The sequence below is a fragment of the Roseateles terrae genome, from assembly GCF_014192155.1.
GTDB lineage: Bacteria > Pseudomonadota > Gammaproteobacteria > Burkholderiales > Burkholderiaceae_C > Roseateles > Roseateles terrae.
This window is the reverse complement of the sequence record NZ_JACHXO010000003.1, coordinates 38,795-62,750: the sequence shown is the minus strand read 5'-3', so window position 1 is coordinate 62,750 and position 23,956 is coordinate 38,795. Positions and strand designations below refer to the sequence as shown.

Below are 23,956 nucleotides of genomic sequence, written 5' to 3'. Positions count from 1 at the left end.
GGACGCGGGCCTGAACGAGTGGGGTGCCACGTCTTGGTAAGCTTCGCCCCAATTCGATTTCCCACAACTTCAGCCTATCCACCATGAATGTCTTGCGTTTCGCCGACCTGATCAGTGCCGGCAAGGTCGATCAGCAGCGTGTGTTCATCCGTGCTGACCTCAACGTGCCGCTCAACGATGCGGGCGAGATTACCGAGGACACCCGCGTGCGGGCCAGTATCCCGGCCATCGAGATGGCACTGAAGGCGGGCGCTGCCGTGATGGTCACGTCCCATCTCGGTCGGCCGACCGAAGGTGAATTCAAGCCGGAAGACTCGCTGGCACCGGTGGCCCGCCGATTGAGCGAACTGCTCGGTCGTGAGGTGCCGCTGAAGGCCGACTGGGTGGACGGCGTGGACGTGGCGCCGGGCCAGGTCGTGTTGCTGGAAAACTGCCGCGTCAACAAGGGTGAGAAGAAAAACAGCGAAGCGCTGGCCCGCAAGATGGCCGCCCTGTGCGACATCTTCGTGCACGATGCCTTCGGCACGGCTCACCGCGCGGAAGCGTCCACCTACGGCATTGCCCAGTTCGCCAAGATCGCCTGCGCCGGCCCGCTGCTGGCCGCGGAAATCGACGCCATCACCAAGGCCCTGGCCAATCCCAAGCGTCCGCTGGTGGCGATCGTGGCCGGTTCCAAGGTGTCGACCAAGCTGACCATCCTGAAGTCGCTGTCGGCCAATGTGGACGGCCTGATTGTGGGGGGCGGCATTGCCAACACCTTCATGCTGGCCGCTGGCCTGTCGATCGGCAAGTCGCTGGCGGAGCCGGACCTGCTGGACGAAGCCAGGGCGGTGATTGAAGCGATGAAGGCGCGCGGCGCGGCCGTGCCGATCCCGGTGGATGTGGTGACGGCCAAGGCCTTTGCCGCCGATGCGCCGGCCACCGTCAAGGCGGCGACCGAGGTCGCGGCGGACGACCTGATCCTGGACATCGGCCCCAAGACCGCTGCTCAGCTGGCGGAGCAGCTCAAGGCTGCCGGCACCATCGTGTGGAACGGCCCGGTGGGCGTGTTCGAGTTCGATGCGTTTGCCCATGGCACCGAGACGATTGCCCGCGCCATTGCGGCGTCGGACGCCTTCTCGATTGCCGGGGGGGGTGACACCCTGGCGGCCATTGCCAAGTACGGCATCGAGAAGGATGTGGGCTATATCTCCACCGGCGGCGGTGCCTTCCTGGAAGTGCTGGAAGGCAAGACCCTGCCGGCCTTCGAGATCCTCAGCCGCCGCGCTGCGGGCTGAGTTCGTCACGCCCCGCGCCGTTTCGCGGCGCGCGCCACCGCTCATGGAATGGCACAGCGGCCCCGGGAGGGGCCGCTGGCCGTTTCACATCGCCTGATAGATCGGCGTCTTGCCGTCCTGCGCCTTCACCGTACCGAAGCGTGCCGCCAGCTTGGACTGGAGCGTCAGCGGCAGCGGTGCAAAGCCGGTGCCGCGGGTCAGGTCGTCCCCGTGCATGAAGCACCAGTAGAGGAAGCGCATCACCGGTGAGGCCTCATCGCCCTTGGGCGGCGTCGCATCGATCAGGATGAAGCTGGTCATGGTGATGGGCCAGCTGGTGGCGCCGGGCCGGTTCATCAGCGACGCCAGATCGTCCCCGCGACGGGACAGATCGCTCTCGGCAATGGCCGCACGGAAGCCGGCTTCATTCGCGCTCACCCATTGGCCGGCCGCGTTGCGCAGCTTGACGGCATTGAGGCGTTCCGCCTGCACCCGGTCGTAGCTCACATACGCCAGCGACCCCGGCGCCGCCTTCAACGCCTTGACCATGCCGTCATTGCCTTCGGCGCGTTCCACCTCTCCCGGCCACTTGGGCAAGGCATTGGCGCCAACCTCCGAAGCAAAGTTGGGCGACACCTCGCTCAGATAACGGGTGAAGCCCTCGCTGGTGCCGGACTTGTCCGCACGCACCACGCGGCGCACGGCCAGGGCGGGCAACGGCAGTCCCGGATTCAGCGCCACGATGCGCGGATCGTTCCATTGACGGATGCGGCCGGCCATCAGGTCGGCCAGCACCTCGCCGCTCAATTGCAGGCGGCCTTCCGGCACGCTCGGCAGCTGCACCACCGGCACGATGCCGCCCACCAGCATGGGGATCTGCACCAGATGGCGCTTGGTTAGCTCGTCCGCCGACAGCGGCGAATCGCTGCCGCCAAACTGCACCTCGCGGGCACTGATGCGTTTGATGCCGTCGCCCGAGCCGGTGGCCTTGTAGAGGACCGGTTGGCCACCGCTGGTCTTTTCATAAGCAGCGGCCCAGCGTCCGTAGACCAGCGACGGGAAGGACGCGCCGGCGCCTTGCACCTGGGCAAACGCATGACCGGCCAGGGTGAGCAGGGCGCCCATCAGCAGCGGGCGCAGCCAGTGGCCACGGTCGTTGGCGCTGGGAGCGAACCTCACGGAAGCGGTGACCAAAGCAGTGGCCGAAGCACCGACCGGGACCGTGCCCGGGGCGGTTGCCGAGAAAAGGGTGCGGCCCGAAAGGCTCATGGGCCACCACAGGAAATGTGTCTTGAAAGGCATGCTCTGGCAATCACGAAGGCTGGAAAACAAGGCTGTACGGGACGGGGGACGGCCTTGGGGCGGGCGCGATTCTAGGGATGGCATGCCTCAGAAACATGTCGTCACAGCTGCGATCTCTGGGGAAGTCACTCGAGATGTTGTGCGAATGATGCAGCTGGGCGAATGGAGAGCGCGCAATCGAAGGCCATCTTTGCATGGAAGTCAAAACTGAAAGCATCGGCAGGCGGGGCCGGGAGCCTTTAAGCTTCGAGCCCCTTTGGACGGAGTAGAGGCTCCTGTCTAATGGAAGCATCTGGAGAACCCGCATGAGTGAACACCACGACGGCCACGGCCTGAGTCTTGCCGAAGCGGCGCTGCGTGAGGCAGCGCTGGACTATCACCGTCATCCCACCCGCGGCAAGATCGCGGTCACGCCGACCAAGGCCTTGTCGAACCAGCGGGACCTGTCCCTGGCCTACTCGCCGGGCGTGGCCTATCCGTGCCTGGACATTGAAAAAGATCCGACCCTGGCGGCGGAGTACACCTCGCGCGGCAACCTGGTCGGCGTGGTCACCAACGGCACGGCGGTGCTGGGCCTGGGCGACATCGGTCCCCTGGCGGCCAAGCCGGTGATGGAAGGCAAGGGCTGCCTCTTCAAGAAGTTTGCCGGCATCGACGTCTTCGACATCGAGCTGGCCGAGCGCGATCCGGACAAGCTGGTCGAGATCATTGCCGCCATGGAGCCGACGCTGGGCGGCATCAACCTGGAAGACATCAAGGCGCCGGAGTGCTTCTACATCGAGAAGCAGCTGAGTGCGCGGATGAACATCCCCGTCTTCCACGATGACCAACACGGCACGGCCATCATCTCCAGCGCGGCGCTGCTCAACGGCCTGGAGCTGGTGGGCAAGGATATTGGCGCGGTCAAGGTGGCGGTGTCGGGCGCGGGGGCTGCGGCGATTGCCTGCCTGGACGTGATGGTGGGCCTGGGCGTCAAGCGCGAGAACGTCTTTGTGGTCGATTCCAAGGGCGTGATCCAGACCGAGCGGGCCGATGCCGGCAAGCTGGACGAATCCAAGCGCCGTTACTGCCAGACCACGCCGGCCCGCACGCTGGCCGATGTGGTCAAGGATGCGGACGTCTTCCTGGGCTGCTCGGCCGCGGGTGTGCTGACGGCGGACATGGTCTCGACCATGGCGCGTCAGCCGATCATCCTGGCGCTGGCCAATCCGGAGCCGGAGATCCGTCCCGAGCTGGCCAAGCAGGCGCGGCCGGACTGCATCATGGCCACGGGCCGTTCGGACTACCCGAACCAGGTCAACAACGTCCTGTGCTTCCCCTACATCTTCCGTGGTGCCCTCGATTGCGGCGCCACCAAGATCACTGAAGCCATGAAGCTGGCCTGCGTCCGCGAAATCGCGGCGCTGGCCAAGGCCGAGACGCCGCCGGAAGTGGCGGCCGCCTATCCGGGCCAGGAGCTGGTGTTCGGCGCGGACTACATCATTCCCAAGCCGTTTGATTCCCGCCTGATCCTGCGCATTGCGCCGGCGGTGGCCAAGGCTGCGGCGGAGTCCGGTGTGGCCACCCGTCCCATCCAGGACATGGACGCCTACCGCGAACAGCTCTCGCGTTTCGTCTATCAGACTGGCATGTTCATGCGTCCGGTGTTTGCAGCGGCCAAGGCCGCGCCGGCCCGCGTCATTTATGCCGAAGGCGAAGACGAGCGGGTGCTGCGTGCGGTGCAGGTGGCGCTGGACGAAGGTCTGGCGCAGCCCACCCTGATCGGTCGCCCCGAAGTCATCCAGATGCGCCTGCAGCGGGCGGGTCTGCGGCTGAAGCTGGGCGAGGATGTGGCGGTCATCGACCCCGAAAACGACGCCCGTTTCCGCCAGTACTGGGAGGCGTATCACCAGATCATGGGCCGCGAGGGCTTCACGCCGGAGATGTCCAAGTCGGCGGTACGGCGCTCCAACACCACCATTGGCGCGCTGGCCATCCACCTGGGCGATGCCGACGCGATGATCTGCGGCCTGGTCGGTCGGTTTGACTCGCACCTGGAGCATGTCAACAGCATCATCGGCCTCAAGCCGGGCGTGCGCAATTTCGCCACCATGAATGCGCTCATGCTGGAACAGCGCACCCTGTTCATTGCCGACACCTTCGTCAATGACAACCCGGATGCCGAGCAACTGGCGGAGATCGCGGCGCAGGCGGTGGACGAGCTCAAGCGCTTCGGACTGCCGCCCAAGCTGGCGTTCCTCTCCCACTCGATGTTCGGCTCCAGCAAGCGTCCCTCGGCGGTGAAGATGCGCGAAGCGCGGGACCTGTTTGTCGAACAGCATCCGGATGTCGAATGCGACGGCGAAATGCATGGCGATGCGGCGCTCTCCGAAGACGTGCGCCACACCTTCCTGCCGGACAGCACCTTGAAGGGTGACGCCAACCTGCTGGTGCTGCCGACGCTGGACGCGGCCAACATCCTCTTCAATGTGCTGAAGATCGTGGGCGGGCAGGGCGTGACCGTCGGGCCGATCCTGCTGGGCGCAGCTCGCCCGGTTCACATCCTGACCCCCTCGGCCACCGTGCGCCGCATCGTCAATATGACGGCGCTGGCGGTCGCGGACGTGCAGGCCAGCCGCGCCTGACGAGCCGGGCGTCCGCCCGGGGCACCGCACTTGCCGGTTCTCCGGGCTGGACAGGGTGCCCCGCACTGAACACGGGCGCCCTGACCTGGAAATGGGTCCCCCGTGTTGGAAACCCGCTGGTAACCTTCAGGAACCCCTCGCCGACGCCGATGCGATTCATAATCGGCGGCTGTAACTAAATTTCAGACCGAGACAACGCCATGTTCCGCGCCACCAAGATCGTCGCCACCCTGGGTCCTGCATCGTCCTCGCCGGAGGTGTTGGAGCGGATGATTCAATCGGGGGTGGACGTGGTGCGTCTGAACTTCTCGCACGGCAAGGCGCAGGACCACATTGACCGTGCGCGCCTGGTGCGTGAAGTGGCGGCGCGGGCGGGCAAGGAAGTGGCCATCATGGCCGACCTGCAGGGCCCGAAGATTCGCGTCGGCAAGTTTGAAAACGGCAAGATCGAGCTGATCAACGGCACGCCCTTTGTGCTGGATGCCGACCGTACCGAGCTGGGCAATGAGCAGTGTGTGGGCCTGGACTACAAGGAACTGCCACGCGACGTGAAGCCTGGCGACACCCTGCTGCTCAATGATGGCCTGCTGGTGTTGACGGTCGAGTCGGTGCGCGGCTCGCAGGTGCACACCATCGTCAAGCAGGGCGGTGAGCTGTCCAACAACAAGGGCATCAACAAGCAGGGCGGCGGCCTGACCGCGCCTGCGCTGACGGCCAAGGACATGGAAGACATCAAGACGGCGATGTCCTTCCAGTGTGAATACCTGGCGGTCAGTTTCCCCAAGAATGCGACCGACATGGAAATGGCCCGTCAGCTGGCCAACGTGGCGGGCGAGCCGTGGCGCCACAAGCCCGGCATGATTGCCAAGATCGAGCGCTACGAGGCGATTCCTCACCTCGAAGCCATTCTGAAGGCCAGCGACGGCATCATGGTGGCCCGCGGCGACCTGGCTGTGGAAGTGGGCCACGCCGCGGTGCCGGCGCTGCAGAAGCGCATGATCCGCATGGCACGTGAGCTGGACAAGCTCTGCATCACGGCCACGCAGATGATGGAGTCGATGATCGTCAACCCGGTGCCGACGCGTGCGGAAGTGTCCGACGTGGCCAATGCGGTGCTGGACGGTACGGACGCCGTCATGCTGAGCGCGGAGACGGCCGCGGGCCGTTTCCCGGTCGAGACCATTGAACAGATGGCCAGCATTGCGCTGGAAGCCGAGAACGCCGAGTTCGTCAGCCTCGACACTGATTTCGCCAATCGCCAATTTGGCCGTATTGACCAGTCGATCGCCATGGGCGCGCTGTTCACGGCGCACCACCTCGGCTGCAAGGCCATCGTGGCGCTGACAGAGTCGGGTTCCACGGCGCTGTGGATGAGCCGTCACCGCATTCATGTGCCGATCTATGCGCTGACCTCGCAGGTGCTGACCCATCGCAAGATGGCGCTGTACCGCAATGTTACGCCGGTGCTCATGCCCAACTTTGATGACCGCGACCAGGCCTTGAAGGCGGCGGAGGACCTGCTGGTGGCGCGTGGTGTCCTGAAGCCGGGAGACACCTACGCCATCACTTGTGGCGAGCCGATGGGGTATCCGGGCGGCACCAACATGCTGAAGGTCTGCCGCGTCGGGTAAGCGTTCACCCCTTCCCATCCGAAGGCGAAGGCGCGAGGTGACCCTCGCGCCTTTTTCTTTCCTTTCGCGCGCACATGACCACCCATGGAGACTTCGAGAGTCTGAAGGGTCTTGATGGGGGAGGACCTTTACGGCCGAGCGCTGAATGGAGCGAATGGTGAGCGGCGGCTTCTGCCATCAGCGCGCGCTTGAGTGCTGCAAAGCGCAAACCGCAGCTGCTAGCGCCTCACCCGTTTTGCACCGCCGCCACGAGCGCCGCCACTCTGGGCGCCATATTGAGCGGCACCAACTCCACCGCCTGATGCGACTTCGCGAACACCCGAAACAGCTCATCCGCGAAGGCGTGCCCGACGTCTTCCACACCGGAGAAGTCGATTTCCACGCGTTTGAACTGCGGGAGCCTGGACGTCACGCGCCGGGCCTGGGCGCGCGAGTCCAGCATTTGTCCGGGCCCGACGACCAATTGGAGCAACACGCGGGTCTGGTCGAACGCGATGCCGCTGCCATCCACGCTCCACTGCTGAAGCACCTGCTCCAGGGTGCGGGTCGTGTCCAGGGCCACCGCCATGTAGATGGAGCTGCCCTGACGCGGCAGTCCCTTTCCCGGGAGCCAGGCATTGCCTTGCCACGCGCGCCGCTGGAACGCCTGCCCGTTGGCATGAATATCGAACACGTCCGCCAACTGCGAGCTGAAGAACAGCCCGCGCCCGGTATGTGCCTGTGGCTGCGTCGTCAGCCGCCCCTTGCTGAGCTCCAGCATCGCATGCTGCGCATCCGTCAGTTCGTAGGTCCCGCAGATCTTGTCGAACACCCCACAGCCATCGTCCGACACCAGCAGCTGCGCATGCCGCGGCGTCTGCCGCAGCGACACCGTCACACTGGTGCCGCCGCTGTGGTCGATGGCGTTGTTCACCAGCTCGGTGAAGGCATGTTGCACCATCCGCTGCACATGCCGGGGGAAGTCAAAATGGGGCGCGAAATCCCGCTGCCAGGCCACATCTTCCTGCAACTGGTGCAGCGTGAAGCTGCGCACCACCTGCCGCAGGGCGCCCGGCCCGTACACCGGCCGCCGGCTCGTGCCGCTGCGCACCAGCCACTGTGCGTCCACCAGCCGCTTCAGCGCCGCCTGTGCCGCCCGCCGGCTCGCCCCGGTGCGCTCTTCCACATGCGCGGCCAGATCCAGCCCGTGTTCATTGGCGGCCGCTGTGATCCACAGCGACAACTGGTCCAGCACAAGTCGGGTCATGAAACTCCTGGGGGCGGCAACACGGAGGCGGCGTGCGCAGCGCAATGCGGCGGGCCACGCAGGGCGAAAACGGGTGCCAGGCCATGCGCCAGGGCACGAAGCTTGCTCACCCATTCGCAAGCGTACCGGCCCCCGTCCTGGGTGTGCAAGCGAACAGACCCCGGATCACCCCGGATCTGGGGCCGGTTTTCTCTCCAGACCCTGCAGCACTTGTTTGGGGGACGTTACAGGTCCCGACACGGGCAGCACACAGGGGCTCGCTAGAATCGTTGCAGTTACGGCGTGGTTACATCGCCTCCATCGTGCTTCCGGCTCCGCTTCGGAACGATGGACGGCAGTCCGCGCCTCCAGAATTTTTCACTTCTCCGGAGAACTCTCATGGCACTCGTCTCGATGCGCCAACTGCTGGACCATGCCGCCGAACAGGGCTACGGCATTCCCGCATTCAACGTCAACAACCTCGAGCAAGTCCAGGCCGTCATGGCTGCGGCCGACGAAGTCAATGCGCCGGTCATTCTGCAAGCCAGCGCCGGCGCCCGCAAATATGCCGGCGAAAGCTTCATCAAGCACCTGATCCAGGCCGCGGTCGAAGCGTATCCGCACATCCCCCTGGTCATGCACCAGGATCACGGCCAGACCCCGGCCATCTGCCAGGGCGCCATCGACCTGGGCTTCAGCTCCGTCATGATGGACGGCTCGCTCATGCCCGACGGCAAGACCCCGGCTTCGTTCGACTACAACATCGACGTCACCCGTCAGGTCGTGCAGCTGTCCCACCGCGTCGGCGTCACCGTCGAAGGCGAGCTGGGCTGCCTGGGCTCCCTCGAAACCGGCATGGCCGGTGAAGAAGACGGCATCGGCGCCGAAGGCGTGCTGGACCATTCGGCCCTGCTGACCGACCCCGAAGAAGCCGCCCAGTTCGTCAAGGCCACCGGCCTGGACGCCCTGGCGATTGCCATCGGCACCAGCCACGGTGCCTACAAGTTCACCCGCATGCCCACGGGCGACATCCTGGCCATCAGCCGCGTCAAGGAAATCCACGCCCGCATCCCCAACACCCACCTGGTGATGCATGGATCGTCCAGCGTGCCCCAGGAGCTGCTGGAAATCATCCGCCAGTACGGCGGCAACATGAAGGAAACCTACGGCGTGCCGGTCGAGGAGATCCAGGAAGCCATCAAGTACGGCGTCCGCAAGATCAACATCGACACCGACATCCGCCTGGCCATGACCGGCGCCGTCCGCAAGTTCCTGCATGAGAACCCGGAAAAGTTTGACGCCCGCGAATGGCTCAAGCCCGCCCGCGAAGCCGCCAAGCTGGTCTGCAAGCAGCGCTACCTCGAGTTCGGCTGCGAAGGTCAGGCCGGCAAGATCAAGCCGCGCAGCCTGGTGGACACCGCCAAGGCCTACGCCAGCGGCGAACTGGCCCAGGTCGTCCAATAAGCCGGAGGGCGGCGACGTGGCTCACCTGTTTGTCTACGGCTCGCTCATGTGGCCCGACATCATGGCCCGGGTCTGCGGACCCGACGCCGCGCCCGCCCATCCGCCGCAGCCCGCCCGGCTGACCGACCATGCGCGCCATCCGGTGCGCGGCCAGGACTACCCCGGGCTGCGCCCCCACACAGGGGCTGAGGTCGCCGGACGGGTCTACCTCGACCTGCCCGAGGCCGCCTGGCCCCGCCTCGACGCCTTCGAAGGCGACGACTACCAGCGCAGCGAAGTGCTGATCACCGGTCCGGACGGCCTGCCCCTGCGGGCCTGGACCTACCTCTTCAAGGACGACCGCGCCCACGCGCTCGACCCAGGCGCCTGGGACGAAGACCGCTTTGACCGCGAAGGCAAGGCCCGCTTCGTCGAGCGCTACACCGGTTTCCACGCCACGCCCAAGGCTGCCCCGGGCTGACACCCCCCAGAACACCAGCGCGCCGATCACGGACCCGACGCAGAACTTCCCTAGAATCCCGAAGTTCTCCCGCACCAGCCCCGCACTGCAAAGTTGCGCACCGTCCATGACCGCCGCCCTGCACACCTCCTCGATCCGCTCCCTCCCTCTCATCGCTCGCGGCAAGGTGCGCGAGAACTATGCCGTGGGGGAAGACCGCATCCTCATGATTGCGTCGGACCGCATCTCGGCCTTCGACGTCATCATGGACCAGCCCATCCCGGGCAAGGGCGCGCTGCTCACCCAGATGGCGCTGTTCTGGTTCGAGAAGCTGGACGGCATCGTCCCCAACCACCTCACCGGCGATGACCCGCTGTCGGTCGTCACCGAGCAGGAGCAGGACCAGGTGCGCGGCCGCGCGATGCTGGTCAAGCGGCTCAAGCCGCTGCCCATCGAAGCGGTGGTGCGCGGTTACCTGGCCGGCAGCGGCTGGTCCGAATACAAGGACAGCGGCAAGGTCTGCGGCGTGCCACTGCCGCCCGGCCTGCAGAACGCCAGCAAGCTGCCCGAGCCCATCTTCACCCCGGCCACCAAGGCCGAGATGGGCGACCACGATGAAAACATCGACTTCGAGCGCTGCGCCGCCATCATCGGCCGCGAGATGGCCGAACGGGTGCGCGACATCGCCATCCAGCTCTACCGCCGCGCCGCCGACTATGCCCTGACCAAGGGCATCATCATCGCGGACACCAAGTTCGAATTCGGCCTCGACGCCGACGGCACCCTCACCCTGATGGACGAGGTGCTGACCCCCGATTCTTCCCGCTACTGGCCTGCCGAAAGCTATGCCGTCGGCAGCAACCCGCCCAGCTACGACAAGCAGTTCCTGCGCGACTGGCTGGAGCAGGCCACCGTCAACGGCCAGCCCTGGGGCAAGGTCGCCCCGCCGCCCGCGCTGCCGGACGACGTCATCACCAGGACTTCCGAGAAGTACCAGGAAGCCCTTGAACGGCTGACACGCTGAGGCGGCCGGCCATGGATGCCCCCACACCGGTCTCCAGCGCCGCCGCCGCGGCTGTCAAATCGCGTCTCTTCAAGCAGCTGGACCAGCAGGTCGCCACGGCTCAGTCGCCCATGGCCTCGGTGGCGCCCCGTGCCCGGCGCGCCATGCAGCTGGCCCGGCACGGCGCGCTGTCCGAAGCCCGCGAGGCGCTGACGGTGCTGCACCAGCTCTCCTTCCAGCATCCGCATGCCGAGATCGGCGCGTGGCTCCACCTGGCCGAAGGGCTGATGGCCTATTACAACGGCTTCGCGGTGCAGCCGGCGCTGGAGCGCATCACCCGCGCCCATGCCATTGCCACGGCTCACAGCGCTTTGGGCGACGTGCAGGTGCTGGCCGATGCCTGGCTGGCGCAACTGGCCTATGTGCGGCATGAGCTGGACGCCCTGATCCATCACGCCCGCCGCTGCCTGGCGCAGGCCCGCCCCGAGGTGGACCACGGCGCGCTGGCGCGCCTGAGCATGGCGCTGGGTGTGGCCTGGCACTTCACCGGCGACAGCGAAGTGGCCCAGCGCTGGTATCAGCAGGCCCGCCGCCACGCGACCGCGGAAGGGGACGACACCACCTTGTCCGCGCTCATGTACAACATGGCGGCGATGCGGGTGGCGCAACTGCGCCGGGACAGCCTCAACGGCGCGGTGCGGGTGCAGGAAATGCTGCTGAGCGTGGATTCGGTCGATCACTACGACGCCGCCGTCGGCGCCGCCATGATGAACGAGCTCACGCCCGTGCTGCGGGCGCAGGTGCTGACGGTGGAGGGGCGGTTTGAGCAGGCCCGGCAGCTGTATGAACAGCATCTGCCGCAAGCCATGGCGCAGGGGCTGGAGCGACTGGGCAGCAGCCTGCTCTCGGACATGGCCTGGTGCCGCGCCAACAGCGGTCAGCAGGAGCTGGCGCTGCTGCAGGCGCGGGAAGCGGAAATCGAGCTGGATCCCAGCTGCGATCTGGACGATCGCGCCATCACCCACAGCCGGCTGGCGCAGGTCTTCCGCCTGCTGGGCCAGACGGACGACGCCCAGCGCCATGAAGCGCTGGCGGATGAGGTGTGGGGGCAATACGCCGCCCACCAGCAACACTGGCGGCAGGCACTGAGCCAGGCCGGCCTGAGCGCTTCGCACTGACGAGTTCGTCGGCGCCCAGGCGCTGTGGCCACGAGGCCGCTCCGCGCCCGCACCGTCCCACGGCGCGCGCGTGTATCGCGCGCCGCGGCCTCGATCAGAACAGCGCCATGCTCAGCTTGCGGCGGTACTGATCCAGCAGTGGATCCGCCGATGCCACGGCGCTCGGACCGGCCAGTTGCAGACTGCCCTTTGGATCGGCTGCAGCGGCATGCGCAGCCGCCGGCTTGGTCATCAACTCGAGGATGGCCACGTAGGTCTTGCGGGCGAGCTGGTCGTTCCAGGTCTTGTCGCGCATGATGATTTCCAGCAGCTCATCCATCGCGCCGGTGAAGTCGCGACCGGCCAGCAGGCCCTGCGCCAGGGTGAAGCGGGCGTCAAAGTCGCGCTTGTTGGCGGCGATGGCGGCCTGCAGGCCGGCGGGGTCCATGCCTTGAGATGCACGCTCCGCGGCGGCGATCCAGGTGCCCAGCGCCGCAAAGCGCGGATGCGGCGTCAGGGTGTCCGCCGCGCGATGCGCCACCGGCTCGAAGGCCGCCTTGGCGTCGTCCAGCAGGTCGGCCTCCAGCAGCGCGCGGACGAGGTCGAAGCGGGCGGTTTCATTCGACGGGTCGGCCTGCACTGCGGCGTGCAGCTTCTCCAGCGCCGCGGCGTTATCGCCTTCTTCCATCAGCGCCTGGGCTTCCGCCAGGTCTTCCTCGGCTTCCAGTTCCTCGCCGCTGGGCACATGACGGTCCAGGAATTCGCGGATCTGCGCTTCCGGCAGGGCGCCGACAAAGCCATCCACCGGCTGGCCGCCCACGAACATCACGCAGAACGGAATCGAGCGCACGCCAAAGGCCTGGCTCAGCTGCGTGGCGATTTCCGGCTGATCGTCACTGTTGAGTTTGGCCAGCTTGAAGCGGCCCGCATAGGCCACCTCCAGCTTGTCCAGCATCGGACCCAGCGTGCGGCACGGGCCGCACCAGGGGGCCCAGATGTCCAGCAGCACCGGCTGCTGCATGGAAGCTTGCAACAGCTCGGATTCAAAGTTTTGCAGGGTGATGTCGGTCATGGCGAATTCAACTGGGAACAGTGGAGTACAGCGTAGCAAAGGCCGGAAACATGGCAACTGAGGCTGGACGCCTACAATTCAAGGTTTCTGGATTACACGAATCAGGACGACCCCGTGAGCAGCGCCAACACGCCCGACACCGCTCCCCAGACTGCCGCGCTGATCGGCGTGGTGATGGGCTCCAGCAGCGACTGGGAGACCATGAAGCACGCCGCCGACATTCTCACCGAGTTCGGTGTGCCCTTTGAGGCCAGGGTGGTGTCGGCACATCGCATGCCCGACGAGATGTTCGCCTACGCCGAAGCGGCCGAAGGTCGCGGCCTGCGGGCCATCATCGCCGGGGCCGGCGGCGCCGCCCATCTGCCCGGCATGCTGGCCGCCAAGACGCTGGTGCCGGTGCTGGGCGTGCCGGTCGCCAGCCGTCACCTGCAGGGGGTGGATTCGCTGCATTCCATCGTCCAGATGCCCAAGGGCATTCCGGTGGCCACTTTCGCCATCGGCAACGCCGGCGCCGGCAATGCCGCGCTCTTCGTGGTGGCGATGCTGGCCCGGGACAATCCCGCGCTGCGCGACAAGCTCGACGCCTTCCGCAAGCGCCAGACCGCCGCCGCCACCGCCATGACCGAGGAGCTGCGCTGATGCCGTTGCTGCCAGGCGAAGCCACCCTGGGGGTGCTGGGGGGCGGCCAGCTCGGTCGCATGTTCGTGCAGGCGGCCCAGTCGCTGGGCTACACCTGCGTGGTGCTGGATCCGGATGCGTCCAGCCCGGCCGGCGCGGTCGCGCAGGCCCACCTGAAGGCGGACTATCTGGACGGCGCCGCGCTGTCGCAGCTCGCCCAGCGCTGCCACGCCATCACCACCGAATTTGAAAACGTCCCCGCCCGCGCGCTGGACTCGCTGGCGGCCACCCGCACCGTGGCACCGGCCGGCAGCGCCGTGGCGGTCTGCCAGGACCGTGGCCGCGAGAAGGCGCACTTCGTGGCCAGCGGCGTGCCGTGTGCACCCTATGCGGTGCTGCGCAGCCCCGCCGACCTCGCCACCGTCGGCGACGAGCTGCTGCCGGGCATCCTCAAGACCGCCCGCCTTGGCTACGACGGCAAGGGCCAGCGCCGGGTCACCGACCGCGGCCAGCTCGCCACCGCTTTTCAGGAACTTGGCGAAGTCGAATGCGTGCTGGAACAGATGCTGCCTTTGGCGCTGGAACTGAGCGTGCTGGTGGTGCGCGGCGCGGATGGCCAGGCCGTCACCTTCCCGGTGCAGCAGAACCTGCATCGCGACGGCATCCTCGCCGTGACCGAAGTGCCGGCGCCGGATGTGCCCGAGGCGCTGCAGACCCAGGCCCGGCAAAGCGCCGTGGCCATCGCGCAGGGGCTGTCGTATGTCGGCGTGCTGTGCGTGGAGTTCTTCGTGCTGAAGGACGGTCGTCTTGTGGTCAACGAGATGGCACCACGGCCGCACAACTCCGGCCATTACACGATGGATGCCTGTGACCTGTCTCAGTTCGAGATGCAGGTCCGCGCCATGACCGGCCTGCCGCTGCGCGAGCCGCGCCTGCATTCCCCGGTCGTCATGCTCAATCTGCTGGGCGACCTCTGGTTCGATGCGCAAGGCCAGGAGCGCACGCCGGACTGGGCGGGCGTGCTGGCCTTGCCGGGTGCGTCGCTGCATCTGTATGGCAAGGCCCAGGCACGGGTCGGACGCAAGATGGGTCACCTCAATCTGGTCGGCGCGACACCCGAGGCCGCGCGCGACAGCGCTCGCCGCGCCTGTGCCTTGCTGGGCTTGCCCGAGCAGTGGTGAGCCAGACGCAGGAGATGAGCGTGGGAACTGGCGTAGGAACTGGCGTAGGAATGGGCGTGGACGGCACCAGGTCTGAGGGCAGTGCCCAGGTGCTGGACGGTCACGCCGCCGAGGCGGTGGATCGCGCCGCCCGCACCCTGGCCGACGGCCAGCTGCTGGGTCTGCCCACCGAAACCGTCTATGGCCTGGCCGCCCGTGCGGATCAGGACCACGCCGTGGCCCGCATCTTCGCCGCCAAGGGCCGACCGAGTGACCATCCGCTGATCGTCCATGTGCTGGACGAGCAGGGCGCCCGCCACTTCGCGCAGGACCTGCCGCCGGTGGCCCACCGCCTGATCGACGCCTTCTGGCCCGGCCCGCTGACATTGATCGTGCAGCGACGTCCCGAGGTGGCAGCGGCGGCAGCGGGCGGACAGCCCACGGTCGGCCTGCGCAGCCCGTCCCATCCGGTCGCCCGCGCCGTGATGACGGCCTGTCGCGCGCTCGGCGTCGAAGGCCTGGCGGCGCCCAGCGCCAACCGCTTCGGCCGGGTCAGCCCGACCACGGCCGCGCATGTGGCCGACGAATTCGGTCCGTCGCTGCTGGTGCTGGATGGCGGCCCCTGCGATGTGGGCATCGAATCGAGCATCGTGGACTGCAGCCGCGGTCATCCGGTGCTGCTGCGTCCCGGGGTGCTGACCCCGGCGCAACTCGAGGCCGCGGCCGGCGAGCCGCTGCGCGCGCCGGACCGTTCGGCCCCCAAAGCCTCCGGGACCCTGGCCGCGCACTATGCGCCGCGGGCCACCGTGCGGCTTCTGAGTTCCGAGGCGCTGCAACAGGCCCTGACCGGTCCGTTGCCGCCGGGGCTGGCGGTATATTCCCGTCATGCCGGTCTCACGGGCGTGGCGGGGGTGCTGCACCATCCCATGCCCGGCGAGGCCAAAGCCGTGGCCCGCGAGCTGTTCGCGGTCCTGCGGCAGCTGGATGCGGCCGGTGCGGCGCAGATCTGGGTGGAAGCACCGCCGGCCGATGCGGCCTGGGACGGTATCCGGGATCGATTGTCCCGAGCGGCGGCGGCTTTTGCGACGCCGGAGTTTGATGATTTGGAGAATTCATGAAGAGTTTGAAGCGCCACCTGGCCGTCCTGCTGGGGGCGACCGCGCTGCTGGCTGCCTGCGGCGGCGGTAGTTCGCAAGTCGATCCGTTCCGGCCCGCGCGTCTGATCGCCTTCGGTGACGAAACCAGCGCACTGCGCTCCGACGGCACCAAGTACACGATCAATGCGACGGACACCACCACCGGTGCCATCGCTTGCTCGTCCAACCCGATCTGGGTGCAGACGCTGGCGTCGTATTACGGCCTGGTCTTCAAGCAGTGCAATACGTCCAATCTGGCCGCGACCACGGCGGTGATGTATGCCACCGCCGGTGCCAAGGTCGCCGATGTCGCTTCGCAGGTGGACCAGCAGTTCGCCCTGGACGGCTTCAATGGCAAGGACCTGGTCACGGTGCTGGCGGGTGCCAATGACATCCTCGAGCTCTATGCCTCCTACGGCGCCCAGAGCGAAGCCGTGCTCGGCGATGAAGCCGAAGCGCGCGGCAAGGCCCTGGCCAAGACGGTCAACGCCATCGCGAATGCGGGCGGCAAGGTGATCATCTCCACCATGCCGGACGTCGGCGTGACGCCGTTCGCCGTGGCGGAGCGTCAGTCGCATGCGGACACCGACCGCGCCCGGCTGCTCTCCGAGCTGTCGTCCCGCTTCAACCTCGGCCTGCGCCTGAACGTCACCAACGACGGCCACAAGATCGGCCTGATCCTGACCGACGAACTGAGCCAGACGGCCGCCAAGTACCCCAGTGCCTACGGCCTGGCCAACTCGACGGAAGCGGCGTGCCTGGCGGCCTACCAGCCGCCGCTGTGTACCGACAAGACCTTGACCACCTCGGCCACCTCGTCGAACTACATGTGGGCCAGCAACACGGTTCTCGGCCCGGCGATCCAGTCCCGCATCGGGTCCCTGGCGCAGTCGCGCGCATCGAACAATCCGTTCTGATCCACCGCGGTCCGGCGCTTGCCGGACACCGCACACGATCCAAAGGGACAGGTCATGCCTGTCCCTTTTTCATTGGTGGCGATTCACGCACCATTTCGGCGAATCTCCTCTGGCATCACCGCCGCAATCGCACAGCGGACTGAAATGTGTTGCGGCCGCGCCGCGACTTTGATGCGTGTGTGCGCCCGACCCTGGCATGCTGTCGCCGTGTCAGGGTTTTTACGTTTTAGAACGCATCGACCCCTGCCTATAGTGATCACTGACAAAAACGAACGACCGTTCGATTTAGTGCCTCTCTCCCGGAGCACAAGCGACGGAGACAACCCTGGAGAAGTCTGAATGAATCGCCATTTCCCATTGGCCGGCCTGGCTCTGGCTGCATCTGTGATGCTGAGCGCCTGCGGCGGCGGCAGCAATTCCGCCAGCGATGACGCGCCGCCGGCACGTGGCACCGTCATCCTGGGTCAGCTCGGCGGCAAGGCCACGACCACCCAGATCGATGCGGGCACCTCCAGCAAGAACATTCAGACGCTGACCGGCGCTGCGAAGTGCGATGTGGACGTGCATTACGTCTACTACATGACCCGCGATCCGGGCGGCAACCCGGCCACCGCCTCCACTGCCGTGCTGCTGCCCACCGGCACCAATGCGGCCTGTACCGGCAACCGTCCGGTGCTGCTGTATGCACACGGCACCACCACCACCAAGAGCTTCAACATGGCTCAGGTGACGACCAACACCGAAGCCTCGCTGGTGATGGCGTTCTACGCCGCCCAGGGCTTCATCGTGGTGGCGCCGAACTACCTGGGCTATGACCGCTCGGGCCTGAACTACACGCCCTACCTGAATGCGGAAGCCTCGGCTGTCGACATGATCGACGGCCTGCGCGCAGCCAAGAGCTACCTGAGCTCGTCCGCCACGACCACCCAGCCGTCCACCAAGCTGCTGGTGGCCGGTTACTCGCAAGGCGGCCACGTGGCCATGGCGACCCAGAAGGTGCTGGAGCGTGACTACGCCAGCGAGTTCACCGTGACCGCTTCGGGCCCGATGTCCGGCCCCTACAACCTGGTGGGCTTCGGTGACACGATCGTGTCGCCGAGCGGCCAGGTCAATGCCGGCGCCACGCTGTTCCTGCCGCTGATGATGACCAGCTTCCAGAAGGCCTACGGCAACATCTACAGCGCCACGACGGACGTCTACCAGTCGCCGTACGCCGCCACGGCCGAAACGCTGTTCCCGACGGACACGCCGCTGACCGACCTGATCGCCGCTGGCAAGCTGCCCAACGACGGTGGCACCTTCACCAAGCTGTTCGGCACTGGTGGCCTGCTGACCGACACCTTCCGCGCCGGTTACGCCACGTCGAACTTCCGCAAGGCGCTGCAGACCAACACGCTGCTGAACTGGTCGCCGCAGCATCCGGTCGCCCTGTGCGGTGGCGCCAATGACCCGACCGTGTTCTACGCGGTCAACACCCCGGTGGCCAAGACGGCGCTGGGCGCCCGTGTGACCGCCTTCAACCTGGAAGACGCGACCTCCGTCGGCCCGACCGTCAACGGTGGCTTCAAGCAGGCCCAGGCCGCCGTGTCCGCGGCCGCTGCCGCCTCGGCCCCGACCGACCCGACCGCCGGTCCCCGTGCGGTCCAGGCCCAGTATCACGGCACCCTGGTGCCTCCGTTCTGCAACGCTGTCGTGCGCGGCTACTTCCAGAGCGTGCTGGCCGCCGGCGGCTGATGCTTGAACAGATTCGGAGACACATGATGAAAAAGAACATTTCCCTCGTCGCCGGTGCCGCCCTGCTGGCGCTGAGCGGTCTGGCCAGCGCCCAGTCGGCCGTTGGCACCACCACGGTGTATGTGGGCCTGGCCCACATCGACGTGAACAGCAAGGCCGCCGCGCTGTCAGGCGGCTCCAAGCAGTTCCCCGAGCCGGGCGCCCAGATTCGCGTGGGCGACCAGACGACCACCGGTTTCGGCCTGGTCTACCGCTTCGCCGAGAGCTGGAGCGGTGAGCTGGTGCTGGGCATCCCGCCCTCGCACAAGGTGTATGGCAATGGCGTGCTGGCCAATGCCGGTCAGATCGCCGTCGTGCGTCAGATGCCGCCGACCGCGTTCGTCAACTACCACTTCGGTCCGCTGCTGCCCAAGCTCTATCCGTTCGTCGGCCTGGGCGTGAACTACACCTACTTCGAGAAGACCCGCAGCACCGCCACCGGTGACGCGGTCTCGGGCGGCCCCACCAAGATCTACCTGAGCAACTCCTGGGGCGCCGCGGCTCACGTGGGCTTCACGCTGCGCTACAACGAGAACTGGTCGCTGGTCGGCACCGCCGCCTATGCGGATGTGAAGAGCAACATGCGCGCCGTGACCACCACCAATACGGGCGAGGAAACGCTGCGCACGCGCATCAATTTCCGTCCGATGGTGTATTCGCTGTCGCTCGGCTACTCCTTCTAAACGAGGGGGAGGCCCTTCCCGGGCCGGCCGGGGCCACTACACTTGCTGCATGAGCGTGTTACTGGCCCTGGATAGCTCCACCGAACACATGGCTCTGGCCCTTTGGGGTCAGGGCCATTCTGCTTTTGTGGATGCCGATGGCGGTGCCCAGGCCTCGCAGCGCATGGTGCCGGACGCCCTGCAGTTGCTGAAGTCTGCGGGGGTGTCGCTGTCGGCGGTCGATGCGGTGGCGTTCGGACAGGGGCCGGGCGCCTTCACCGGTCTGCGCACCGCCTGCTCGGTGGCGCAGGGCCTGGCTTTCGGAGCGGACAAACCGGTGCTGGCGCTGGACAGCCTGATGCTGGTGGCCGAAGACGCGCGCCTGCAATCGGACGATCACACCGACGTCTGGGTGGCCATGGACGCCCGCATGGGCCAGATCTATGCCGGCCATTACCGCTGGAACGGCACGTTCTGGGACGTGCTGGAAGCGCCGATGCTGACCGATCCGGCGCCGCTGCTGGCCCGCTGGGCCGACCAGCCGCCCGCGTGCGTCGCCGGGACCGCGCTGCTGGCCTTGCAACTGGACACTGGCGCGGCGCGCCGTGTGGAGCAGACCCGGTCCCGCGCCCGGGCGCTGGGATCGCTGGCGCAGCAGGCCTGGGACCAGGGCCTGGCCCAGGATCCGGCCCAGGCGCTGCCGCTGTATGTGCGGGACAAGGTCGCACAGACCACGGCAGAGCGGGCCGCGGACAAGGCGGCTGCGGCGGCTGCGGCGGCTGCGACCCCTGCGGCCACTGTGGCTGCCGGCATGGCCCCCGCCACCGGCCCGGGCGCCATTCCCGGCTGAGGAGGCTCCGCATGAGTGCCCAAGCCAAGGACATTCTTCTCTCGCCCGCGCTGCAGGCCCTGCAGCCGCTGCGCACCATCGACCTGGATGAGGTGATGGCCATCGAGAACGTGGCCTACAGCCATCCCTGGACGCGTGGCAATTTCATCGACTCGCTGGCCGCCGGCTATGTCGGCTTTGTGCTGCGGGACGGACAGGGCCGCTTGTGCGGCTACTTCCTGGCGATGCAGGTGATCGATGAGATGCACCTGCTCAACATCACCGTGGCCCCGGATCTGCAAGGTCAGGGGCTGGCCCGCCGCATGCTGGACGCACTGGCGGTGCTCGGCCGCGCCCGGGGCTGCGAGCAGATCTGGCTCGAAGTGCGGGTGAGCAATGAACGGGCCCGTCGCCTCTACGAGGCCTATGGATTTGTACAGAGCGGCTTGCGGCGCGGGTACTACCCCTGCGCCGAGGGCCGCGAGGATGCGCTGCTGATGACGCTGCGACTGACCGGAGGCAGCCCATGAGCTGGAGTGAACGTCAACGCCGGATGCTGGAGGCCATGGGCCTGAAGATCTGGGTGCCGCCATCGGTGGCCACCGATGTCACTGCAGCGGGTGGCGAGCGTGCGGCCGCGCACGGGTCGGCGCCCGCAGTGCATCGCGAAGCCGCGGGTGCGGGCGAAGCGTCAGCCGGGGTGGCCGTGGCGGAGCGTCCGCGCGCATCGATCGACGCGGATGCTGCGCCTCCCGCCACCCGTCCCACGGCTCCCGCAGCACGGCCGCCGGTCGAGCGTCCCCGCGCCGCGCCGCCGACGGACCGCAGCCCGGCCCCCGCGCCGCAGCGCGTCGCCGAAGTCCTGGCACGGGCGCTACCCGGGGCCGGTCGTGACCCGCTGGCCGACGCCACCGGCGCGCCTGCCGGAAACGATGTCCATCCCGCGCGCGAAGGTCTCAGCCGCGAGGCCATCGCCGCGCTGGACTGGGACGGCCTGCGCAGCGCCGTGGCGGACTGCCGCGCCTGCGGCTTGTGCGAGTCCCGCAAGAACACCGTCTTCGGCGTGGGTCATTCGCAGGCGCACTGGATGATCATTGGCGAGGCGCCCGGCGAGCAGGAAGACCTGCAGGGCGAACCGTTTGTCGGCCCCGCAGGAAAGCTGCTGGACAGCATGCTGCGCTCGCTGGGCCTGAGCCGCAGCGAAGGGCCGCCGGAGCAGCAGGTCTTCATTGCCAACACCCTCAAGTGCCGCCCGCCCCGCAACCGCAATCCGGACCCGGCCGAATTGGCGCAGTGCGAGCCCTTCCTGCAGCGGCAGATCGAGCTGATCCAGCCGCGCATCATCCTGGCGATGGGCCGCTTCGCGGTGCAGCAGCTGCTGCAGAGCCAGGAGGCCATCGGCCGCCTGCGCGGACGGGTGCACCGCTACCAGGGCGTGCCGCTGGTGGTCACCTATCACCCGGCCTACCTGCTGCGGAACCTGCCGGACAAGGCGCGCGCCTGGGAAGACCTCTGTCTGGCCCGCCAGACGCTGGAGGCCGGAGGCTGAATGAGCCGCGACACGTCGCCGTCCCCCCACCGGGTCCGTCCGCAGCTGTCGGCACAGGACCAGGCTGCCCAGTTCCGGCTGCTGGCGGACAACGTGCCGGTGCTCATTGCGGTTTTCGACGCGCATGACCTCACCTGCCTGTTTGCCAACCGCCAGTACGCCGCGGCCTTTGGTCTGGATGAAGACGACATCCTGGGCCTGACGGTGAGCGAAGTGATTGGCGAGGACGCCGCCCGCGAGATCCAGCCGCAGGTGCGACGGGTGCTGGATGAGCATGTGAGCGTCAACTATGAGCGCCGCCTGCAGGGCCCGGATGGGCAGGTGCGCTGGATGGAGGTCAACCTCATCCCGCATCTCTCGCCGGATGACGGCCAGGTGCAATCGGCCTTTGTGCTGATCAACGACATCACCCGCTACCGCGAGGCCGAACAGGCGGTGCGGGAGTCGGAAGAGCGCATGGCCAAGTTCATGCAGGCCTCGATGGAGGGCATCGTCTTCCATCGTGACGGTGTGATCACCGATGCCAATCCGGCGCTGTGCGAGCTGCTCAAGCTGCCGCTGTCGTCGCTGGTCGGCCGGCAGGCGCTGGACCTCGTCGCGGCGGAAGAAGTGGCGATGGTGCGGTCGGTGATGGAGGCGGGCGACGAAACCCACTATGAGACCGTCATCCTCGATGGGCAAGGACATCGGCTGCCGGTGGAGCTGATCGTGCGCACGCTCAGCTGCGGCGGCCAGAGCTACCGCATGGGCGTGGTGCGGGACCTGCGGGCCCAGCACGAAGCCATGGCGCGCATCCATCATCTGGCGCATCACGATCCGCTGACCGGTCTGCTCAACCGCAACACGCTGATGGAGCGGCTGCGGGAGTGCCTGGCCCGCGGCGGCGAGGGCGCCGCGCTGCTGTTCATCGACCTGGACAATTTCAAGCGGGTGAATGATTCGCTGGGCCATCTGGAAGGCGATCAGGTGCTGCGCACCGTCGCCGACCGGTTGCGCGCCGGTCTGCGCGCAGGCGACCTGGTGGCCCGCTTCGGCGGCGATGAATTCGTGGTGCTGCTGGAGCATGTCGCCCAGCGCAAGGATGTGCTGGTGGTGCTCCATGCGCTGCTGAGCGTGGTGGAAGTGCCGGTGCGGGCGGATGGGCGCGACCTGTCGGTGACGCCATCGATCGGCGTGGCGCTTTATCCGGAACACGGCAGCACGCCCGAAGAGCTGCTGCAGCATGCCGATACGGCGATGTATCTGGCCAAGGCCGCCGGCCGGGCCACCTATCGATTCTTCGAGCCGGCCATGGCCGCCACCGCCTATGCGGACCTGGTGCTGGAAGGCGAACTGGCGCAGGCCCTCACCGCCGACGAGTTCGTGCTGTTCTATCAGCCCCAGGTGGATGCCCGGACCGGTGTGCTGGTGGGCGCCGAGGCGCTGCTGCGCTGGCGCCATCCGGTGCGGGGCCTGCTCACGCCGGATGCCTTCATCCTGGTGGCGGAGCGGCACCGGCTCATGTTGCCGCTGGGGGAATGGGTCATGCGCGAGGCTGCGCGTCAGGCGCGGCTCTGGCATGACGGCGGCGTGGCCGCGGTGCCCATCGCGGTGAACCTCTCCAGCATGCAATTCCGGCTGGCGAGTTTTTCGAAGTCGGTCGGACAGATCCTCAAGTCGGCCGGGGTGCCCGGCGACTGGCTGGAGCTGGAGCTGACCGAGCGCATGCTCACCGAAGAGATCGAGCGCCTGCCGGAGTTGCTGAAGACCTTGCGCAGCCAGGGGCTGGCGATCTCCATCGACGACTTCGGCACCGGCTACACCGCCCTGAACCAGCTGACCCGGCTGCCGCTGGACAAGCTCAAGATCGATCAGAGCTTTGTGGCGGAGCTGCCGGACAACAGCGGCGCCGCCGCGATCACCCGCGCGATGGTGCAGATGGCCAAAGGCCTGGGCCTGCGGGTGGGCGCCGAAGGCGTGCGCAACGCCCGGCAATGGCACCTGTTGGCCGAATGGGGCTGCGACGAGCTTCAGGGCGAGGCGATTGCCAGTGCCATGCCGGCGGATGAGTTTGAAGCCTGGCTGGCCCGACGCGGCCGGGCGTTGCTGCCCAGGATCGACTGATGACTGCTGCCCCCGTTCCCGCCACATCAGTGGCCG

20 protein-coding genes are annotated in these 23,956 nt (G+C 67.2%); 17 read left to right on the top strand and 3 right to left on the bottom strand.

The window, feature by feature from the left end:
- Positions 1–83 precede the first annotated feature (83 nt).
- A complete protein-coding gene (locus FHS28_RS09515; protein WP_088454532.1) occupies positions 84–1,277 on the top strand; it encodes a phosphoglycerate kinase in 1,194 nt (397 codons plus the stop codon).
- A gap of 84 nt (positions 1,278–1,361) precedes the next feature.
- On the opposite strand, the gene pstS is transcribed toward FHS28_RS09515, so the two are convergent.
- A complete protein-coding gene (gene pstS, locus FHS28_RS09510) occupies positions 1,362–2,435 on the bottom strand; it encodes a phosphate ABC transporter substrate-binding protein PstS (protein ID WP_184294474.1) in 1,074 nt (357 codons plus the stop codon).
- A gap of 428 nt (positions 2,436–2,863) precedes the next feature.
- Between pstS and FHS28_RS09505 the strand changes: the two genes are divergently transcribed.
- Together FHS28_RS09505 and pyk are read left to right on the top strand one after the other, a co-directional pair.
- Positions 2,864–5,182, top strand: coding sequence for an NADP-dependent malic enzyme (locus FHS28_RS09505; protein WP_088454534.1), 2,319 nt, complete (start codon positions 2,864–2,866; stop codon positions 5,180–5,182).
- 200 nt (positions 5,183–5,382) lie between these two features.
- A complete protein-coding gene (pyk, locus tag FHS28_RS09500; protein ID WP_088454535.1) occupies positions 5,383–6,813 on the top strand; it encodes a pyruvate kinase in 1,431 nt (476 codons plus the stop codon).
- Positions 6,814–7,039: 226 nt separating this feature from the next.
- Here pyk and FHS28_RS09495 read toward each other — a convergent pair whose 3' ends face one another.
- Positions 7,040–8,059: an STAS-like domain-containing protein gene (locus FHS28_RS09495; protein WP_184294471.1), complete on the bottom strand. Its 1,020-nt coding sequence runs from the start codon at positions 8,057–8,059 to the stop codon at positions 7,040–7,042.
- 378 nt (positions 8,060–8,437) lie between these two features.
- Here FHS28_RS09495 and fba point away from each other — a divergent pair, with 378 nt between their 5' ends.
- The 4 genes from fba (at position 8,438) to FHS28_RS09475 (ending at position 12,122) form a co-directional block, all read left to right on the top strand.
- On the top strand, positions 8,438–9,502 hold the full coding sequence (fba, locus tag FHS28_RS09490; protein ID WP_088454537.1) for a class II fructose-bisphosphate aldolase: 1,065 nt from the start codon (positions 8,438–8,440) through the stop codon (positions 9,500–9,502).
- 16 nt (positions 9,503–9,518) lie between these two features.
- The gene (locus tag FHS28_RS09485) at positions 9,519–9,962 is read left to right on the top strand and encodes a gamma-glutamylcyclotransferase family protein (RefSeq protein WP_088454538.1); all 444 of its coding nucleotides are present in this window, start codon (positions 9,519–9,521) and stop codon (positions 9,960–9,962) included.
- Positions 9,963–10,068: 106 nt separating this feature from the next.
- Positions 10,069–10,965, top strand: coding sequence for a phosphoribosylaminoimidazolesuccinocarboxamide synthase (locus FHS28_RS09480; RefSeq protein ID WP_088454539.1), 897 nt, complete (start codon positions 10,069–10,071; stop codon positions 10,963–10,965).
- An 11-nt stretch (positions 10,966–10,976) separates the two neighbouring features.
- Positions 10,977–12,122, top strand: coding sequence for a tetratricopeptide repeat protein (locus FHS28_RS09475; RefSeq protein ID WP_088454540.1), 1,146 nt, complete (start codon positions 10,977–10,979; stop codon positions 12,120–12,122).
- 94 nt (positions 12,123–12,216) lie between these two features.
- On the opposite strand, the gene FHS28_RS09470 is transcribed toward FHS28_RS09475, so the two are convergent.
- Positions 12,217–13,173, bottom strand: a complete 957-nt coding sequence (locus tag FHS28_RS09470; protein ID WP_088454541.1) for a tetratricopeptide repeat protein — start codon at positions 13,171–13,173, stop codon at positions 12,217–12,219.
- Between the two features lie 174 nt (positions 13,174–13,347).
- On the opposite strand from FHS28_RS09470, the gene purE reads away from it, so the two are divergent.
- The 10 genes from purE (at position 13,348) to FHS28_RS09420 (ending at position 23,920) form a co-directional block, all read left to right on the top strand.
- The gene (gene purE, locus FHS28_RS09465; protein WP_088454585.1) at positions 13,348–13,812 is read left to right on the top strand and encodes a 5-(carboxyamino)imidazole ribonucleotide mutase; all 465 of its coding nucleotides are present in this window, start codon (positions 13,348–13,350) and stop codon (positions 13,810–13,812) included.
- On the top strand, positions 13,812–14,972 hold the full coding sequence (locus tag FHS28_RS09460; protein ID WP_088454542.1) for a 5-(carboxyamino)imidazole ribonucleotide synthase: 1,161 nt from the start codon (positions 13,812–13,814) through the stop codon (positions 14,970–14,972). The genes purE and FHS28_RS09460 overlap by 1 nt, the downstream gene beginning before the upstream one ends.
- 56 nt (positions 14,973–15,028) lie before the next feature.
- Entirely contained in the window at positions 15,029–16,069 is a 1,041-nt protein-coding gene (locus FHS28_RS09455; RefSeq protein ID WP_310736768.1) for an L-threonylcarbamoyladenylate synthase, read from the top strand.
- Positions 16,066–17,004: an SGNH/GDSL hydrolase family protein gene (locus tag FHS28_RS09450; protein WP_088454544.1), complete on the top strand. Its 939-nt coding sequence runs from the start codon at positions 16,066–16,068 to the stop codon at positions 17,002–17,004. The genes FHS28_RS09455 and FHS28_RS09450 overlap by 4 nt, the downstream gene beginning before the upstream one ends.
- A gap of 339 nt (positions 17,005–17,343) precedes the next feature.
- Positions 17,344–18,738, top strand: a complete 1,395-nt coding sequence (locus FHS28_RS09445; RefSeq protein WP_184294469.1) for an alpha/beta hydrolase family protein — start codon at positions 17,344–17,346, stop codon at positions 18,736–18,738.
- Between the two features lie 26 nt (positions 18,739–18,764).
- Positions 18,765–19,460: an OmpW/AlkL family protein gene (locus FHS28_RS09440; protein ID WP_221193860.1), complete on the top strand. Its 696-nt coding sequence runs from the start codon at positions 18,765–18,767 to the stop codon at positions 19,458–19,460.
- Positions 19,461–19,509: 49 nt separating this feature from the next.
- The gene (tsaB, locus tag FHS28_RS09435) at positions 19,510–20,289 is read left to right on the top strand and encodes a tRNA (adenosine(37)-N6)-threonylcarbamoyltransferase complex dimerization subunit type 1 TsaB (RefSeq protein WP_088454547.1); all 780 of its coding nucleotides are present in this window, start codon (positions 19,510–19,512) and stop codon (positions 20,287–20,289) included.
- An 11-nt stretch (positions 20,290–20,300) separates the two neighbouring features.
- Positions 20,301–20,798, top strand: a complete 498-nt coding sequence (gene rimI / locus FHS28_RS09430) for a ribosomal protein S18-alanine N-acetyltransferase (RefSeq protein ID WP_088454548.1) — start codon at positions 20,301–20,303, stop codon at positions 20,796–20,798.
- Complete coding sequence (locus tag FHS28_RS09425; protein WP_088454549.1) at positions 20,795–21,817, top strand: uracil-DNA glycosylase; 1,023 nt, start codon at positions 20,795–20,797, stop codon at positions 21,815–21,817. The genes rimI and FHS28_RS09425 overlap by 4 nt, the downstream gene beginning before the upstream one ends.
- Positions 21,818–23,920 carry a putative bifunctional diguanylate cyclase/phosphodiesterase gene (locus FHS28_RS09420; RefSeq protein WP_088454550.1) on the top strand — a complete coding sequence of 701 codons (2,103 nt, stop codon included), beginning with the start codon at positions 21,818–21,820 and terminating at the stop codon, positions 23,918–23,920. It begins immediately after the preceding gene.
- The last annotated feature ends 36 nt before the right edge of the window (positions 23,921–23,956 follow it).

Excerpts from the sequence above, each read along its gene's own strand:
- tsaB (WP_088454547.1), top strand. The coding sequence starts at position 19,510 with ATGAGCGTGTTACTGGCCCTGGATAGCTCCACCGAACACATGGCTCTG.
- FHS28_RS09480 (WP_088454539.1), top strand. The coding sequence starts at position 10,069 with ATGACCGCCGCCCTGCACACCTCCTCGATCCGCTCCCTCCCTCTCATC.
- FHS28_RS09460 (WP_088454542.1), top strand. The coding sequence starts at position 13,812 with ATGCCGTTGCTGCCAGGCGAAGCCACCCTGGGGGTGCTGGGGGGCGGC.
- FHS28_RS09495 (WP_184294471.1), bottom strand. The coding sequence starts at position 8,059 with ATGACCCGACTTGTGCTGGACCAGTTGTCGCTGTGGATCACAGCGGCC.
- pyk (WP_088454535.1), top strand. The coding sequence starts at position 5,383 with ATGTTCCGCGCCACCAAGATCGTCGCCACCCTGGGTCCTGCATCGTCC.
- rimI (WP_088454548.1), top strand. The coding sequence starts at position 20,301 with ATGAGTGCCCAAGCCAAGGACATTCTTCTCTCGCCCGCGCTGCAGGCC.
- FHS28_RS09420 (WP_088454550.1), top strand. The coding sequence starts at position 21,818 with ATGAGCCGCGACACGTCGCCGTCCCCCCACCGGGTCCGTCCGCAGCTG.
- purE (WP_088454585.1), top strand. The coding sequence starts at position 13,348 with ATGGGCTCCAGCAGCGACTGGGAGACCATGAAGCACGCCGCCGACATT.
- FHS28_RS09450 (WP_088454544.1), top strand. The coding sequence starts at position 16,066 with ATGAAGAGTTTGAAGCGCCACCTGGCCGTCCTGCTGGGGGCGACCGCG.
- FHS28_RS09440 (WP_221193860.1), top strand. The coding sequence starts at position 18,765 with ATGAAAAAGAACATTTCCCTCGTCGCCGGTGCCGCCCTGCTGGCGCTG.
- FHS28_RS09425 (WP_088454549.1), top strand. The coding sequence starts at position 20,795 with ATGAGCTGGAGTGAACGTCAACGCCGGATGCTGGAGGCCATGGGCCTG.
- FHS28_RS09505 (WP_088454534.1), top strand. The coding sequence starts at position 2,864 with ATGAGTGAACACCACGACGGCCACGGCCTGAGTCTTGCCGAAGCGGCG.
- FHS28_RS09515 (WP_088454532.1), top strand. The coding sequence starts at position 84 with ATGAATGTCTTGCGTTTCGCCGACCTGATCAGTGCCGGCAAGGTCGAT.
- fba (WP_088454537.1), top strand. The coding sequence starts at position 8,438 with ATGGCACTCGTCTCGATGCGCCAACTGCTGGACCATGCCGCCGAACAG.
- FHS28_RS09475 (WP_088454540.1), top strand. The coding sequence starts at position 10,977 with ATGGATGCCCCCACACCGGTCTCCAGCGCCGCCGCCGCGGCTGTCAAA.
- FHS28_RS09470 (WP_088454541.1), bottom strand. The coding sequence starts at position 13,173 with ATGACCGACATCACCCTGCAAAACTTTGAATCCGAGCTGTTGCAAGCT.
- FHS28_RS09445 (WP_184294469.1), top strand. The coding sequence starts at position 17,344 with ATGAATCGCCATTTCCCATTGGCCGGCCTGGCTCTGGCTGCATCTGTG.